This window comes from Chloroflexota bacterium (assembly GCA_018648225.1).
In the GTDB taxonomy this organism is placed as follows: Bacteria; Chloroflexota; Anaerolineae; order Anaerolineales; family UBA11858; genus NIOZ-UU35.
In genome coordinates this window covers 21,526-37,078 of sequence record JABGRQ010000077.1, presented here as the reverse complement: position 1 = coordinate 37,078, position 15,553 = coordinate 21,526, and the positions used below count along the sequence as shown (strand labels likewise).

15 protein-coding genes are annotated in these 15,553 nt (G+C 54.7%); all 15 read right to left on the bottom strand.

Annotated elements, in window-relative coordinates; all coding sequences use genetic code 11:
- Positions 1-52: 52 nt before the first annotated feature.
- The gene (locus HN413_06625) at positions 53-1,471 is read right to left on the bottom strand and encodes a 2Fe-2S iron-sulfur cluster binding domain-containing protein (protein MBT3390068.1); all 1,419 of its coding nucleotides are present in this window, start codon (positions 1,469-1,471) and stop codon (positions 53-55) included.
- A 73-nt stretch (positions 1,472-1,544) separates the two neighbouring features.
- Positions 1,545-2,345 (bottom strand): XdhC family protein, encoded by an 801-nt coding sequence (locus HN413_06620; protein MBT3390067.1) that lies wholly within the window; start codon positions 2,343-2,345, stop codon positions 1,545-1,547.
- A gap of 44 nt (positions 2,346-2,389) precedes the next feature.
- Positions 2,390-3,736: a hypothetical protein gene (locus HN413_06615; GenBank protein ID MBT3390066.1), complete on the bottom strand. Its 1,347-nt coding sequence runs from the start codon at positions 3,734-3,736 to the stop codon at positions 2,390-2,392.
- A gap of 302 nt (positions 3,737-4,038) precedes the next feature.
- On the bottom strand, positions 4,039-7,068 hold the full coding sequence (locus HN413_06610; protein ID MBT3390065.1) for a molybdopterin-dependent oxidoreductase: 3,030 nt from the start codon (positions 7,066-7,068) through the stop codon (positions 4,039-4,041).
- A gap of 76 nt (positions 7,069-7,144) precedes the next feature.
- Positions 7,145-7,918, bottom strand: coding sequence for a hypothetical protein (locus HN413_06605; protein MBT3390064.1), 774 nt, complete (start codon positions 7,916-7,918; stop codon positions 7,145-7,147).
- A 19-nt stretch (positions 7,919-7,937) separates the two neighbouring features.
- Positions 7,938-8,405: a PaaI family thioesterase gene (locus HN413_06600; GenBank protein MBT3390063.1), complete on the bottom strand. Its 468-nt coding sequence runs from the start codon at positions 8,403-8,405 to the stop codon at positions 7,938-7,940.
- Positions 8,402-9,400 (bottom strand): LLM class flavin-dependent oxidoreductase, encoded by a 999-nt coding sequence (locus HN413_06595; protein ID MBT3390062.1) that lies wholly within the window; start codon positions 9,398-9,400, stop codon positions 8,402-8,404. Before HN413_06595 ends, HN413_06600 begins: the two co-directional genes overlap by 4 nt.
- Positions 9,401-9,418: 18 nt before the next feature.
- Positions 9,419-10,030 carry a 2-phospho-L-lactate guanylyltransferase gene (gene cofC, locus HN413_06590; protein ID MBT3390061.1) on the bottom strand — a complete coding sequence of 204 codons (612 nt, stop codon included), beginning with the start codon at positions 10,028-10,030 and terminating at the stop codon, positions 9,419-9,421.
- Positions 10,031-10,082: 52 nt separating this feature from the next.
- A complete protein-coding gene (locus tag HN413_06585) occupies positions 10,083-11,033 on the bottom strand; it encodes a 2-phospho-L-lactate transferase (protein MBT3390060.1) in 951 nt (316 codons plus the stop codon).
- Positions 11,030-11,632, bottom strand: a complete 603-nt coding sequence (locus tag HN413_06580) for a nitroreductase family protein (GenBank protein MBT3390059.1) — start codon at positions 11,630-11,632, stop codon at positions 11,030-11,032. The genes HN413_06585 and HN413_06580 overlap by 4 nt, the downstream gene beginning before the upstream one ends.
- 1 nt (position 11,633) lies before the next feature.
- Positions 11,634-12,017 (bottom strand): PPOX class F420-dependent oxidoreductase, encoded by a 384-nt coding sequence (locus tag HN413_06575; GenBank protein ID MBT3390058.1) that lies wholly within the window; start codon positions 12,015-12,017, stop codon positions 11,634-11,636.
- Positions 12,018-12,040: 23 nt separating this feature from the next.
- Positions 12,041-12,829, bottom strand: coding sequence for a coenzyme F420-0:L-glutamate ligase (gene cofE / locus HN413_06570; GenBank protein ID MBT3390057.1), 789 nt, complete (start codon positions 12,827-12,829; stop codon positions 12,041-12,043).
- Positions 12,830-12,838: 9 nt separating this feature from the next.
- A complete protein-coding gene (gene npdG / locus HN413_06565; protein MBT3390056.1) occupies positions 12,839-13,501 on the bottom strand; it encodes an NADPH-dependent F420 reductase in 663 nt (220 codons plus the stop codon).
- A gap of 86 nt (positions 13,502-13,587) precedes the next feature.
- Positions 13,588-14,943, bottom strand: coding sequence for a putative aminohydrolase SsnA (ssnA, locus tag HN413_06560; protein ID MBT3390055.1), 1,356 nt, complete (start codon positions 14,941-14,943; stop codon positions 13,588-13,590).
- A 59-nt stretch (positions 14,944-15,002) separates the two neighbouring features.
- Positions 15,003-15,488 (bottom strand): hypothetical protein, encoded by a 486-nt coding sequence (locus tag HN413_06555; GenBank protein ID MBT3390054.1) that lies wholly within the window; start codon positions 15,486-15,488, stop codon positions 15,003-15,005.
- Between the last annotated feature and the right edge of the window lie 65 nt (positions 15,489-15,553).

The window sequence follows — 15,553 nt, the reverse complement described above, 5'->3', positions numbered from 1 at the left end:
CAGGGGCGTGGTTTGGATTGAGCGCTTGTGAAACGATCATAGCGTCCCATACTCAGACCTCCATTTGACTGGCTGTTTCAATTGCAGTGACAATTTTGTAATATCCGGTGCAGCGGCACAAATTTCCGGTAATAGCATGCTGAATTTGTTCGCGCGAGGGTTGCGGGTATTCTTCCAGCAATTTGGCTGCCGACATCACAAAGCCCGGCGTACAATAACCGCATTGCACCGCGCCTTCATGGATAAACGCATCTTGTACGGGGTGCAAACGCTCAGGCTGTGCCAGGCCCTCCACGGTAGTCACTTGCGCGCCATGCGCCCGCGCCGCCGGAACCAGACAACTCATCACCGCTATACCGTCTAAAAAGACTGTACACGCGCCGCACTCACCTTCGGCGCAGCCTTCTTTGGTGCCGATCAGTCCGGCATCGTCGCGCAGCAGGTGCAGCAGGGTTTTGTCGTGGCCGAATGCAAATGTGTAAGCCTGCCCGTTAATGGTTGTGTGGATGATCCCATCCTCGGGGAAGGTGCTGCCCGCGGCGTTTTTGGCGGCATCTCCGGGGGTGGACTGCCCCCAGAGCAAAACCGGGTCGGGCGGGAATTCGAGTTGTTCCTCGCCCCGAGCAATGGCACCCAATCCGCGGGCCGCCAGCACACGCACCATCTCGCGGCGATATGCCGCTGAACCGCGAATATCATCAATCGGGCGGGAATCATTCATCGTCAAACGAGCGGCTTCTTCAATCGTTTCCCCGGAAAGTGGTTTGCCTTTCAGATAGGCCTCCGCGCTTTGGGCGTGGATAATGGTTGGGGCAACCGCCCCGAGGGTGATCGCCGCATCGGAAACGGCATCCCCATCAAAGGTGAGCAGCATAGCCACATCCACGACCGAGATGGCCTGCGAGCGGCGCAATCCCAATTTGAGAAATGTCCCGCGCTGCCTGTCAGCCATCGCCGGGAAAGCAATATCGACCAGCATTTCGGTGGCCTGCATCACGTTTTTGCGCACGCCTAGATAAAACTCGCTCAGCGGAACCACACGCTCGCCAGAAATCGAGCGCAGCGTAACCTGGGCACCCAGCGCCATCAGCGGCGTGATGGTGTCGTTGGCGGGCGAGGCCGTGATGAGATTACCCGCCACGGTGCCGCGGTTGCGAATTTGCGGCGCGCCGACTTCCCAGGCGGCGCGCGCCAGCGGATAACCGCGCTCGCGCACCAATTTGGAACTCACGCAATGATTATGCGTGACCATCGGCCCCAGGTGAATCCAGTCGTCTTCATCCAATACGATCTGATCCAGATTCGGGATGCGGGTAATATCGATCACAACCTCGATACCCTTACGAATACCGCGCTCAATTTCCAGAATCAAATCAGTGGCGCCCGCGACAATGCGCGCTTTTTCGCCATATTCGGCAAGAACTTTAAGAACTTCTTCTACGTTCGTTGCGTTGACATATTTTTGCCACATAGCTGCTCCACTTCCAAGCGTAATTTCTACGCTGCGCCAAATGCTTCGGCTTGCCTCAGCATGACGCACTCATCTACGTTGATTTCACCGACATCACAGCGCCATCACCACCCCGGCGCTTCATAATCAATTGCGCCAAAATGCTGACAGCGATTTCTTCAGGGGTTTCAGCGTTCAGTTCCAGGCCAATTGGTGAGTGGATGCGATCAATTTGCGCGTCCGAAACACCAGCTCCGGATAATAGTTTTTTCGTCGTCGCCCAACGGCGGCGCGAGCCAATCACACCGATATAGGCGGATTCTCGCTCCAAGAGCGAGGGCAGCCCAACAGCATCAACATCCGCGCCGCGGGTGGTCAGAACGATATACGTCCAGTCATTGATCGCCACCTGTTGAGCCAGTTCGGCCATCGGGCAGGCCACATAGGCATGTGCGCCCGGAACGGCTTCGGGGGTGCAAAATTCCGGGCGATCATCGCTGGCAATCACATGAAAGCCCAGCCAGGCCGCTAAATGTACCACAGCTTTGCCAACGTGCCCCCCGCCAATTACAACCAGCTTTGGTTTGGGGACAATCGGATCGATAAAAATATCTAACTGCCCGCCGCACAAACCGGGGTCGCCCTGAGCGGGGTCGTTCATCTGATACGAAAGCTTGCGCGGCACACCATCATCCAACGCGGCCAGTGCTTCGGCGATCACGCGCTGTTCTAGCTCGCCGCCGCCTACCGTACCGACAAAACGCCCATCGGGGTAGACCAGCATTTTACTGCCCGCGTTGCGCGGCGTGGAGCCTTGTGTCTCAACAATTGTACACAATGCGCCAATTTCAGCGCGTGCTTCCAATTCGGCTAAAGCCTGATAAATTGTCGTCATTCGAACCTCAGACCTCCGATATTTCGGTGGTCTTTTGCATAATCCTAACTGCCCAATAAGCCTAAAACCGCAGGTAATAATTGTTTTTTGCGTGAGACTACCCCTTTGGCATGACGCGTACCATCATCTTGCCGCGGGTACGGCAAATCATCCAGAATGGGGGGCGGATTACTCAGTAAAATGCGGCTGGAGCCACGCACCACATCGGTAACCATGAGCAGCGAAAAATCCAAAGCGCGGGCAATACGTAATTGATCCAACGCGTTTGAAAGTGACTCCAGGTGTTTATTGAGTTGCATTAAATCCGTCACTTCTGCCTGAGACACCGAGAATTTATACCCAGTGGTCTCATAGGTTTTCATATCGCCGCTTGCTATTTCTTCGGGATCGCGCGTGGAGAGACCCGCCCCGGATTCCAAAACCAATTTTCCATAGGAATTCATATCCTCATCTTTGAGGGGACTCCCCCAGGAGAAAGCCCAACGTCCCAGACGCTCAGCGGCGCGCTGATCTCGCTCGGTGGTGGTCGGCGATGTCAAGATCAACGTATCTGAGATGAGGCCTGCCAACAGCACACCCGCAATTTCAGGTGGCGCGCTCAATCCAGCTTCCTCGATACGCTCGGTGACCAGTGTACTGGTGCTGCCCACCACATCTACCGTAAAACGGATCGGTTCGCGCGTGGGCGGATTCCCCAGACGATGATGATCGATAATTTCAACCAGATCAGCCTCATCCAGCGCACCGAGGGCCTGTTCAGCTTCGTTATGATCCACCAAAACCACACGCAGGCGCGGCGGATTGAGCAAATCGCGCTGGCGGCAAACGCCAATATATAAACCATTTTCATCCGTTACAAGGAAGTTATTACGTTCCTCACGAAAAATACGCGGCAGTGCATCGCGGATGCGAGCATTAGCCGGGAAGCGCGGCACGCCAGTATCCGTGGCCTGGTGACAAGGCACATCCAGCAAATCCGAAATGCGCATTTCCTGGCGATTGGGGTGCGGACCGACATATTCTTCAAAAAACGAAAATAGGGTGAGCCCCGTTAGTAGGCCATATGGCGTGCCATCGCTATTGATGATCGCCGCAACACCGCCGGTGCGATTGGCGATTTCCCAGGCATCTCGCAACGGGCTATCCGGCAACGCAGTATCCATGCGACGAGCCACGTTCTTGAAGCGCGGCGAGGCATCTGGCAACAGCAATGGCGCTTCCAAATTCAACCGATCCAGTACCCAATGCGTTTGCGGATTCATCGATCCCACCCGCCCGGCGATAGCATCGATCTCATCGCGCTCACGTAACAACCAGGCATATCCCATTGCCGAAGCAATCGAATCAGTATCCGGATTGACGTGCCCAATAACATAGGTGCGATTATTCATAACGTAGTCTCCGGGCGCACAAAACATCAACGCAAGGGCTTAAAGTTGCAAAGTCGGAAAGATATTTTTAAAATTGTCAACAAAAGCTTGAACACTCGTCATTCTGAACGGAGCGCAGCGGAGTGAAGAATCTTTAACCGGAATGTTGAACAGTGCCTATGCAAGTGATGAATCATACTGCTTCAAAGGGATTCCTCGCTGCGCTCGGAATGACAATGATGGTTTTGCTGTTCAAGCTACTATTGACCCATACAATATTTTAAAATTTTCTTCTCGCGTCCTTATTCCTTTGCGGCTTTGCGTTAATTTTTCTTCTTATCCTGCAACGCCTGCCAAACTTTCTCGGGGGTGACAGGATTAGCGTCTATATGCACGGCGGCAGCGTTGAAAACAGCATTCCCAACTGCGGGGGCCACGCCATCCAGTGGGATTTCAGCCACGGCCTTAATCCCAAAGGGATGACTCGGTTCGTAGGTTTCAACAAAGATGGTGTCCAATTCGGGCATCTCGTGCGCCATAAAAATATGATAATCGCGGAAATCGCGCTCGCGCGGTTGACCGAGTTCATCATACACCATTTCTTCGCAAACCGCATATCCCAGTGCCTGCACCATACCGCCTTCAATCTGGCCGGAGGCTGTAATCGGATTGACAATAACACCCGAATCAACCGCCATAACCAGTTTGTCAACCACGATCTGACCAGTCTCCATGTCCACAGTCACTTCAGCAAATTGTGCGGCAAAGGGTGGCGGCGCAACCGGCGAGTAATATGAGCCCACCGCCATAATCTGTTCTTGATCTTCGGCGTGGAGTGTGTGGAGGGCGATTTCGGATAATCTAAGCGTCCTGCCATCGGGGGCGATTGCCTGACGGTTTGCAAGTTGAATGTTGGCAGATTGAAGGTTACTTTCAACCTGTGAACCTTCAAGATTATTAAACATCCCCGCCGCACGCACTTTAATGCGCTCGGCCACCTTCTGCGCCGCGTTGACCACCGCCGCGCCCGAAATATAGGTTGTCGAAGACGCGTAGGCGCCTACATCAAAGGGCGTGAAATCTGTATCCGATGAGTAGACAATCATATCGTCCAGAGTACAGCCCAGTACTTCGGCAGCCATCTGCCCCAGCACGGTATCCGATCCGGTGCCCAGATCGGTGGCCCCAATGAGCAGATTAAACGAGCCATCATCATTCATTTTGATGCTCGCCCCACCCATATCAAGGTACGGAATAGCCGTACCTTGCATCATCATCGCAATACCAATACCGCGGCGCAGATGCGGCTTACCAGGAACCGCCTGCCATTCGGGATTGCCAAATTTCTGATCCCAGCCAACCGCGGCCTTACCCTGACGTACACATTCTTCCAAACCATTGGTTTCAATCGTCTCCGGGCGGGGTTCGCGTCCCTCGCTCCAGGCGGTGCTGAAGGGGTGCAGTTCCCCGGCGCGCAGGGCATTCTTCAAGCGAAATTCAATCGGGTCAAAACCCAGCGCGTCCACGATCTTGTCCATATGACGCTCAACCGCCCAAAAACCTTGCGGCACACCATAGCCGCGGTAGGCTCCACTGGGGGGATGGTTGGTGTAGACAATATCGGCATTAAACTGGATATTGGGTTCCTTGCGATACTCACCATCACCCACATACAGCGCCATCGCCTTGTGCCCGGTGTTGCCGGTCACGGTCAGGGCATGCGCCCCATTAGCACCGGTATCACTGAGGGCATACATGGCATTGGCCGTAATCGTGCCATCGTTCTTGACGCCGGTTTTCATGTAAATACGCATCGGATGCCGCGAGCGTGAAGCGATAAATTCTTCTTCACGCGTGTATTCGTACAACACAGGCCGTCCGGTAACAATGGTCAGATGCCCGGCAATATCTTCGCCCAACATTTCCTGCTTGCCGCCAAATCCGCCACCGACGCGCGGCTTGATCACACGGATGCGCTTGACTGGCAAACCCAGCACCGGGGCCAACATACGGCGCACATGGAAAGGCACCTGCGTACTGGTGCGAATCACCAAACGGTCGTCTTCGTCCCAATAGGTCACGACGACATGCGGTTCAATATGCGCCTGCTGCACTTTGGAGACTTCGTACTCGGCTTCGAAAATTCGGTCGGCCTCGGAAAAACCTTTTTCGAGGTCGCCAATATCAATGCGAATTTCAGCCGCTAAATTTTTGGAGGGGTCCGAATCGGCGAAGTTCACATAATCGGGTTCATCGTGGAGGATGGGCGCGCCAGGTAACATGGATTGACGTGTATCCAGCAACGGTTCGAGAACTTCATAATCTACCTGAATTAAACTCAGGGCGTGATCGGCGATCTCGGGGGTTTCGGCGGCAACAAAGGCGACTCTGTCTCCAACGAAACGGACTTTGGTATCCAGCGAGAAACAATCCAGCGGCCCCGGGATGGGGTGCGATTGCCCGGCGGTGGAATAAACTACGCGCGGAATATCGGCATGCGTCAGCACGGCAGCCACGCCCGGTAGTTGACGCGCGGCGCTGGCATCAATAGCTTTGATGCGCGCATGTGCGTGCGGGCTGAGCAGCACTTTGGCATATAACATGCCGCGCATTTCCACATCAGCGGCGAAAGCGGGTTTGCCCTGCGCCAGTTTGATAGCATCCACTTTGGGTTCGGGTTTACCAACAATGCGGAGTTCTTCTTCCTGGGGGGCAATGGTGATTTGTGGCATCACGCGGGTGCGCGTATCCACCTGGGGAATACCGTGATCACCCCTAAAAGGAGCAGACGCGGCACCATCTTCGGGAGCAGGCAACCACTCCGTGGGAGCGGGGATTGGCGCGGGGGTGTCAATCGGCTCAACATCTTCACCGCGCAAAACCGCCGCGGCACGCATCACCGCCTGGACGGGTTTCTTGTATCCGGTACAACGGCATAAAACCCCGGAGAGAGCATCGCGCACTTCGGCTTCGGTGGGGTTGGCTTGTCGCTCGACGAGGTCTTTGGCGGCCAGAATTTGCGCCGGGGTGCAGTATCCGCACTGAATGGCACCGGTTTCGATAAACGATTGCTGCAAGGGGTGCAGGCCGTCAGTTTTCTTCCAACCCTGATCGGGATGTTCCCCGAGGGCTTCCAACGTGGCGATTTGATGGCCTTCGGCCTGCGCGGCGAGATAGACACCCGCATTGATCGGGCGGCCATCGAGCAGCACTGTATCCGAACCAGTCAGTCCCTGTTCGTCGCCAAATTTGACGCTGTGATAGCCTAACCCGCGCAGCGCCTTGAGCAGGCTGTCGCCGGGGAGAATTTCTAGAAAATGGTCAATGCCATTGATGTGTAAGTTGATCTTCATACGCGCAGTCTCCTGCTACAAGCAAAACGCAAAGTCGCAAAAAATCGGTTAGTCCCTGCGTCTCCGCGTCTTTGCGTTAATTTTGTTCTTTTTTTTCCGAAGCCCCGAAAGCCTGAATGGCACGCCTCGCCAATGTCTCAGCCACATCGCTGCGGTAGGCCGCACCGGCCCATTGGTCACCCGCTTCGCGGTACGCATCCCGCGCCGCGATGGGCGCGCCAAGGGCATTGGGGCCATCTAGCGCCAGTAATGGGGAGTTGCCAAATCCGCCCAAGACCAACCGGGTGCGCCCTGAAGACCACTGCGCCGCAGCAGCACATACGATCGGCAAATCTGCCGGAGTGCGGGCGACGTATTGATAAGAAAGCTTTATATTCAGGGGAATGGAAATCTTCGAAATGAGTTCACTGGCTGAAGCGTTCGCGCGCAAGGGCAAAAATTCACCCAGCGCCAATGTACGTTCGTTGGCGAAGACCAGTTCTGCGCCCAACGCCAGCATGGCCGCGGCAAAGGGCGAGCGCCCATCGGCAGCGACTATAGCTCCGGCCACGGTAGCCATATTACGAAGGTTATAGGCCGCCTCATGCCGGATGGCGTCTTTGAGCGCGAGTGGCGCTTCCGGGGTATCCAACAACGCCTGTAAGGTGGCCGCGGCCCCAATTTCGAGCTTGTTGCCGCGCGCGGCGATCTGATTCAGCCCCAGGGATTGCACATCCACCACGGCCACCGGAATATCTGATGGCTGATTGAGTACCGATCCGCCCCCCAGCGGGACGGTACGCGGCTCTTTGCGCGCCAACAAGGCCAGCGCGGCTTCGATTGTTTCAGGACGATGATATTCTATAATCATATTCGTTCCATTCGGTTTATCAGTCGGGGTATATTTTCCAGCCAAGGGATTCCAGATCAACATCACCCAGTTTTTCAGCAGGCACATTCACCAAAACAGCTTCAGCCTCGGCTAATATTTCACCTGCGGCGTTGAAGATTTTAGCGGTTGATTTGGCCGTGCGGCGTTTGCTTTCTTCGGCATAGCCAACGATCTTAATCGGCTCGCCGGTAGGCACATTCTTGCGATACTGCACAGAAAGTTTGACGGTATACATAAATCGCGGGTTCTCCGGTTTGCTGCCCATGTGAACACGTCCAAGGACTTCATCTACCAAAGATGCGACAATACCGCCATGCACAACACCGGGATAGCCCTGAAAATGCTCCGGGACGATATAGTCAACGCTGATTTCGCCCGGAGCCGTTTCATAAAAATTCAATTTCAAGCCGTGTTCATTTTCTACGCCACAGACAAAACAATTCTTCGAGTTGGGTTGTTTGGTCATTTGGTTGCAAACGCATCAATCAGGAGTTTGAAATCCCCGCCCACCGGGTACAGAATCGGGCAGGTAGCGCCATTATCTACATATTCCTGCACTTTGGCGCGAGCTTCATCGGGCGTACCCGAGGCAGTGATGCGATGCACCAAATCATCCGGAACAAGGTGCTTGGCGCTATCAATTTGTTCATGCGTGGCAGGCCAACCCAAAATGGATTGAATCTCGGCTACTACGTCATCCGAAACACCGGAAGCTTTGGCAATATGCGGTTGCTGCGCCATATATTGGCAGAGCAGCATTTTGCTGGTTTCAATCGCTTTATCATGATCGTAATCCACCGAGCAAACAATCAACTGCGGACGGTCAATATCGTCAATAGAACGGCCAGCTTTCTTGGCGCCTTTTTCAAGCAAATCCATCGCTTTGAGATTATATTCCGGATCCACACAATAATTCAGCACTGCGCCATCCGCAATTTCGCCGGTCAGCTCCATCATCTTGGGGCCGGTGGCGCCGATCATAATCGGCACATTGCGCGGCTCTCGGCGACCATGCACCACGTCCAGTTCAATACCATCTACGTGATGGAATTCTCCATGAAACGTCACCCGTTCCATCGCCAACAAACGCCGTACCACTTCAATGGTTTCGCGCATCGCCAGCAGCGGTTTGCGGCGCGTGATACCTACATTTTGCGCCAACGGATCCCACCAGGCGCCAATGCCCAAAATTGCCCGGTCGGGGGCCAAATCATCCAGCGTCAGAAAAGTCGCCGCTAACAGGCCCACATTGCGCGTCCAGTTGTTGAGTACGCCGGAGCCAACTTTAATCTTCTCGGTCACTGCGGCGTAAGCCGCCATCGGGACAATCGCGTCACGCACGAGCCGCGATTCTGCCTGCCAAACAGCCTCGAAGCCGCGCTCTTCGGCGTATTTCACGTAGTCCAAACCATCACGCAAATCATGGGAATCTTGCAAGTACAAAGCTACACGGTCTAACATCATCAGCCTCCAAAAAAGTTAATCAATTTTGATATCCAAACGTTCTTCCAGTAAAACCAGGTCTTCCGGGCGATCTAAATCCAGCGTTAGCGAGGGGAGTTCACAAATTTCTACGCGGGCGCCTTTTTCGCGCGCCAGTGCACAATGCTTTTCAAACGAATCGTCACCATAATGATACTCAATCAACCCGACCGGGCACACCAGCAAGGCATTCGTGCCCTGCCTGTGCCTATCAGGAGCCAACACAACAACAGGGGGGTCAACGGCCCGATCCAGCATCACCTGAATATCTTCTTCAGTAACCAACGGCAAATCGGAAGGCAAGATCAGAACACCACGCGTGGCATAGGTTTTTGCCACAACAGTTGCACGAGTGAGCGCCACATTCAGATGCGGCTGCCCATTCTCCTGAACTGTGCGAGCGCCCAAATCACGCGCTACTGCTAAAGCCCTCGGATCCCGACTAACGACTAAAACATGTTCAATATCGGGGATTTTTTTTAACGTGCGGACGGTATTCTCTAATAAATACCGGTTCAAGTCTGTGCGCTCATCTTCCGAAAAGACCGCGGAAAGTCGCGATTTCCCACGGCGGAGCGGTTTTACGGGGACAATTGCCCAAAGTGTCATCGAGTATTTAGTGTCCTTTCCTGAACTTTCCTTGCTGCAATTGTATCAAAAGTTACCTGGTCAAAAACTGAAGAACTTCCTCTGCTAGACGTCTTCGATCATCTTTTGTTTTCATCACCGTATCTGTCACCAACGCACGCATCCCTAAGGAACCGATCGCCGCCGCTTGCTCCTGATCGAGCGTGTCAAAGATAAAATCAGTAAGCAAATCCTGATAGTGCTGTGCGACAGCTATCGCCGAGGGCTGAATACCCAGTTCGGCGTACATTTTGGCCGCCGGGCCTTTGAGCGCCTGCCCGCCGATGATGGGAGAGACCGCGGCGACCTTCACCCGGTCCCCTTCTCCCAAAGTTGGGGGAGCGGCGAGAGCAGACCTCAGAGTGGGGACGGCCAAAACAGGGTTGATACTCACCCACGGGTTGGACGGGCAAAAAATAACCGCATCGGCATTCTCGATGGCTTCCAGCGCTCCGGGAGCGGGTTGGGCTTGCTCAACACCTTCGAAGCGGAAGCCGCTGACGCGCGGCTCGCAACGCTGATGGACAAAATATTCCTGAAAGGGCAAAACGCCATCATTGGTGAGAACCATCGTCGGGATGGGATCATCGCTCATTGGCAGGACGCGCGGTCCAATGCCCCAGGCGCGGCAGAAAGCGGCCGTCACTGCACTGAGAGTTTCTCCGGCGTTCAATCGCCGCGTGCGCTCGATATGCGTGCCCAGATCGCGGTCGCCAATCCTGAACCAGTCTGCGCCGCCCAGCGTGGCAATATTCTCGAAAGCCTGCCAGCTTTCGTCCACGCGGCCCCAGCCGGTTTCCGGATTCGCCAAACCTGCCAAAGTGTAGCAAACCGTATCGAGATCGGGGCAGATTTTCAGGCCCCAATGCTCAAAATCATCACCGGTATTGACGATGATAGTTAAATCTTCGGGGGGCAGCGCCTGTGCCAATCCATCGGCCAGCTTTGCGCCACCGACACCGCCAGCAAGGGCAACAACTTTCATAAAAACACCGTTACTTCTTCAACCGGTTTGCGCAGCCGCGGCGCGGGAATCTGTGCGGGGTGGCCGATCAACATCAGGGCTTGTGGCTCCCATCGGGATGGAATCCCCAGCGCGCGGCGTACCGCTTCGGGGGCAAATAAAGGCCCACAGGTCCACACCCCACCCAGGCCCTCCGCGTGAGCCGCCTGTAAGAGCTGTAATCCAGCCAGAGCAGCGCTCTGCGCGCCCATCAGCCATTCTGCACGCTGACGGTCTGCATCTGCATAATCATCACCGACGGAGGAGTCAAAACATAAGACAATCGCAACCGGTGCGCCCAAAATTCGATTGCGAGACCGCGCCACCTGCGCTTGCATGTCTGCGAGATTCAGCCCGTCAACGGTCAGATCGCGCTCAAATTCTGCGCCCATCGCATCAGCCAAGCGAGTTTTCGCTTCGGGGGTTTCCAGCACCACAAAACGCCAATGCTGGCGATGATGCGCCGAAGGGGCGTAGGTAGCCGTTTCCAGAATGCGATGGAGAGTTGCCCGCGGCACGGGCTGCGGCTCGAAACGGCGCACCGAGCGGCGCGAGCGCAGAAAGCGGTGGGCGTCGTTCATGCTATTCGGCAGCTACCTTGTAAATGACGCGCACGTCGTCGGGGGAGCCATGCTCCCAACGCTCCACACCCATATAAGTCTGCGCCAGGTAATGGATATGATCCCAGCCGCCTGCCTCTGTCATTTCGATCACACGGCCGCGCACCTGCACGAAACGGTACATATCGGCGGGGGCGAAGATTGTCAGAGCAATTTGCGGGCGGGCGCGCATATTGCGATCTTTGATACGTCCTTTAACCGAGTTGAGCAAGATGTACTCGCCATCGTAGCTGAACCAAACCGGTGTAGCCTGCGGCGTGCCGTCATCCATGATGGTGGCGAGTACGGCAAAGGCTTTGCGGTCGTCTTGTAACAGGTCGTGATATTCTTCGGGGATGTTTTTCACAGATACTCTCCATCCTGCATGAATTATCGAAATAAATCTTCGTTTTTAGGACGCAGCAACTCATTAAACTGACCTTCGCGCAGTGGATAGGGAAAACCGCGCACATGCACAACGGGAGTGCCTTCGGCGGCCTGCCCCATCATCAGGGATGCCGCGGCGGCCAATTCATCGGCCACACCCACCTGCGTGACTAGCAACGTACGCCCGAACAGATCAGGCTGCCCGCGCAGGTCTTCCACGCCGGGGATACCCGACAGGCCAATCGTCATGCCGACGGTACCCGCACGCCAGGCGCGCCCATGCGAGTCGATGATCAGCACGCCGATCTGCGCGCCGGTGGTCGCGTGCAATTTTTGACGCAGCGCAGCGGCAGAGGCCGAGGGGTCTTTGGGGAGGAGCAAGGCAAATTCATCAACCCTCACCCCTGGCCCCTCTCCCGCGGGGAAAGGGGAATTTATATTCGAATGGTCAATCCCGGCGTTGGCGCAAATAAAGCCCAGATTATGCTCGACTACGATCAGACCAGGTCGCGTGCGCACGATTTCGCGGCTCTCTTGCAGAATTAACTCAACGACACGCGGGTCTTTATGGGTTTCTGCGGCTAAATCTTGTGCAGTTTGTGAAGGTTCTACTGTAGATAAATCCACCATCCGGCCCTCGGCTTTAGAAACAATCTTCTGAGCTAGCACAAGCACATCACCGTTGACAAGTTCTACATTGGCACAATGCAACGCGTCAAGAATCATCAAGGTAAGGTCATCGCCAGGCTGTATGAGGGGATAACCGGGAAGGGGTGTGAGGGTAAGACGCATTTCAAGGAATTATAAACTCAGCCCCGAAACCTGAATACTGGCTGTCTTCACTTTGTAATATTTGTTCATGCTAATCAAGATGGCCGTCAACCCTTCCACTGTCAGGGCATTCGCCAAACTACCGGCGTAGTAAGCCTGCATCCCGGCGGCTTCGGTAAGTGCCATCACCTGCTCGGCAGCACTGACATCATCAGCGCAAATCATCACATCGGTGGCGATCTTCCCGCCGAGGTTGTGCTTCAGCGTGTGAGCGGGCACATTTTGATAAGCGGCCACAACACGCACGTCGGGGCCAAGAATTTCTTGAGCGGTGATGGCTGCCGCAGGGGCTGCCGGTGGTTTGGGATCTCGGAAATCCACACGCGCCGTGGCATCCACCATGATTTTGCCCTTGAGTGCATCCTTCAACCCGGTCACTGCGGGCTGGTGCGCCGTAGCGACTACGGTCAGAACGCTGATGTCAGCCACGCGAGCGGCATCTTCATTTGCCAACCCAGTGATCGTATCGATGCCCAGCTTTTCATTAAGCTCTATCGCTGTGGCTTCAGCTTTCTCTGCCTTGCGCGAGCCAATGATAACTTTGTATCCAGCGTGCGCCCAGCGCATTGCCAAACCAGGGCCTTCTTTGCCGGTGCCGCCGAGGACGGCGATGACGAGTTTCTCTTGTGCCATTTGTACTCCAATATCGGTTTAAAAGTTGTAAGTAGAAGGTTGAAGGTTGGGTGTTCAATTAGCTTTCCACCTTCAACCTATAACCTTCAACGGGAATATGTGCCTACATAACTCTCATAGCGCTTCCAAACATCCGGTGCGATAGCACGCGCTTCAGCCGCGATAGCAGCTTCGTCAAGAGTGAGCAATTCGCGATCACGCATGAGCATTTTGCCCTGTACGATGGTCGTTGTAACCATGCTCTCGTTGAAGCCAAAAATAATCTGCCAGGGCAAATTTCCAGCATTCATGGGTGTGTGGGGATGATAGTCCACAAAAATAATATCGGCGAATGCACCAGGGGTCAGCACACCCAGCGGGGCTTCGTTGAAGAAATGTCCGGCCAGCGCGGCATTGTTATAGGCCGCCATCTGGGCAATATCGCCACCGCCCATGCGCCGCGGGTCACGTGTCATCACCTTATGCAGCAGATAGGCTGTTTTCCACTCGTCCCACATCGTGGATGAGAAGCCATCCGTTCCCAAACAAACCGGCACACCCAACCGCAGCAACGACTCTACTTGCGCCGCGCCAACACCGTTGTTCATATTCGAGCGCGCCTGATGCGTCACCCAGGTATTGGTTTCAGCGAGTAATATGGCTTCACGAGCATCAATATGGATGGCGTGACCAACGATGGAATCTGGCCCCAGGATATCGAATTTGTGCAAACGGTCCACCACGCGCATACCATATTTTTGCAAACTGTCGTACTCATCGGCTTCGTGTTCGGCTACATGGATGTGGAACCCTGTACCCGAGGGGATGGCTGCTCGGCTGCGCTCGAGGGTGACATCTGATAAAGTCAGCGCGGCGTGCATCCCGAAGGTGGCGCGCAAACGAGATTTTTTGCCAGCAACCTTCTTGATAAAACGTACATTTTCCTCGATCCCCGCCTTTGCCCCTTCTTCGCCGTTGCGATCCGTGACTTCGTAGCACAGCACCGCTCGCAGTCCAGATTTATCGACCGCGTCAGAAATAACATCCAGCGAACCGTCGATGAAGTTGGGCGAAGCGTGATGATCGATCAGGGTGGTGGTGCCGTGTTTGATGGCATCTACGAGCATGACCAGCGCCGAGTAACGCACAGCATCTTCATCGAGGGCCATATCCAGCGGCCACCAGAGCTTATCTAAAATTTCAGGAAAATCTTTGGGGGCAGGCCCGGGGATTCCCATTCCGCGGGCGTAGGCGCCATAAAAATGGGTGTGCGCGCAAATATTGCCTGGCATCACGTACTGGCCGCCCGCATCCTCGCGCTCCACATCGGGGTAACGCGCTTCCAACTCACTTTGCGGACCGATTTCAACGATTACGCCATCTTCAATATGAATGGCTTGATCGTCATCCAGAATGCGGTTTTCCTTTTCCCAGGTGATTAATTTTCCGTTGATAATCAGCATAGGGTTCTCCAAGTTTGCCACAGACAACACCGAGGTTTTCTCTCTGTGCGCTCTGTGGCCTAATAATTCAGTACAAAGTTTTCTTGTTCTTCGTTTTCCAAAGCTTCGGGGATGTAGCCGCGTACCCATTGGATGGCAGCCGAACCGTCGAGTTGCAGTACGAGCCGGGAGAGGCACGCCAGGAAGATACCTGTGCGGCCAATGCCAGCCATACAGTGAACGGCAACATTGCGCCCGGCAATGAGATATGCATGGGCTGCTTGCAATACAGCCGCAAATGCTTCAGGATCATCCGGGGTGTGATAGTCGCGAATGGGGTACGCGATGACTTCCATACCAGCCTGATGGTAGAACGCAGGTAAATCGCGCTGCGCGCGTACTAGATATTCTTGCTTTTCGGTCAGTACAACCACAACTTTGACATTCGCGGTCTGATAAGCAAGCCAAACTTCGCCCAGCCGATCGTAATTGCTAAACGGCATCGCGCTGCGGTAGATTTTGCCTGGCAAGTTCACTGAAATTTCAGTGAGAGGGGATTGGGTCATGGAAATATATAACAGGTGCTTATGGATTGGGTAACTAGAAATTTGAGAGAACCAAACCCCAAATT

Bases quoted from the DNA above. Each gene is read 5' to 3' on its own strand.
- HN413_06625 (MBT3390068.1), bottom strand. From the start codon at position 1,471: ATGTGGCAAAAATATGTCAACGCAACGAACGTAGAAGAAGTTCTTAAA.
- HN413_06620 (MBT3390067.1), bottom strand. From the start codon at position 2,345: ATGACGACAATTTATCAGGCTTTAGCCGAATTGGAAGCACGCGCTGAA.
- HN413_06615 (MBT3390066.1), bottom strand. From the start codon at position 3,736: ATGAATAATCGCACCTATGTTATTGGGCACGTCAATCCGGATACTGAT.
- HN413_06610 (MBT3390065.1), bottom strand. From the start codon at position 7,068: ATGAAGATCAACTTACACATCAATGGCATTGACCATTTTCTAGAAATT.
- HN413_06605 (MBT3390064.1), bottom strand. From the start codon at position 7,918: ATGATTATAGAATATCATCGTCCTGAAACAATCGAAGCCGCGCTGGCC.
- HN413_06600 (MBT3390063.1), bottom strand. From the start codon at position 8,405: ATGACCAAACAACCCAACTCGAAGAATTGTTTTGTCTGTGGCGTAGAA.
- HN413_06595 (MBT3390062.1), bottom strand. From the start codon at position 9,400: ATGTTAGACCGTGTAGCTTTGTACTTGCAAGATTCCCATGATTTGCGT.
- cofC (MBT3390061.1), bottom strand. From the start codon at position 10,030: ATGACACTTTGGGCAATTGTCCCCGTAAAACCGCTCCGCCGTGGGAAA.
- HN413_06585 (MBT3390060.1), bottom strand. From the start codon at position 11,033: ATGAAAGTTGTTGCCCTTGCTGGCGGTGTCGGTGGCGCAAAGCTGGCC.
- HN413_06580 (MBT3390059.1), bottom strand. From the start codon at position 11,632: ATGAACGACGCCCACCGCTTTCTGCGCTCGCGCCGCTCGGTGCGCCGT.
- cofE (MBT3390057.1), bottom strand. From the start codon at position 12,829: ATGCGTCTTACCCTCACACCCCTTCCCGGTTATCCCCTCATACAGCCT.
- npdG (MBT3390056.1), bottom strand. From the start codon at position 13,501: ATGGCACAAGAGAAACTCGTCATCGCCGTCCTCGGCGGCACCGGCAAA.
- ssnA (MBT3390055.1), bottom strand. From the start codon at position 14,943: ATGCTGATTATCAACGGAAAATTAATCACCTGGGAAAAGGAAAACCGC.
- HN413_06555 (MBT3390054.1), bottom strand. From the start codon at position 15,488: ATGACCCAATCCCCTCTCACTGAAATTTCAGTGAACTTGCCAGGCAAA.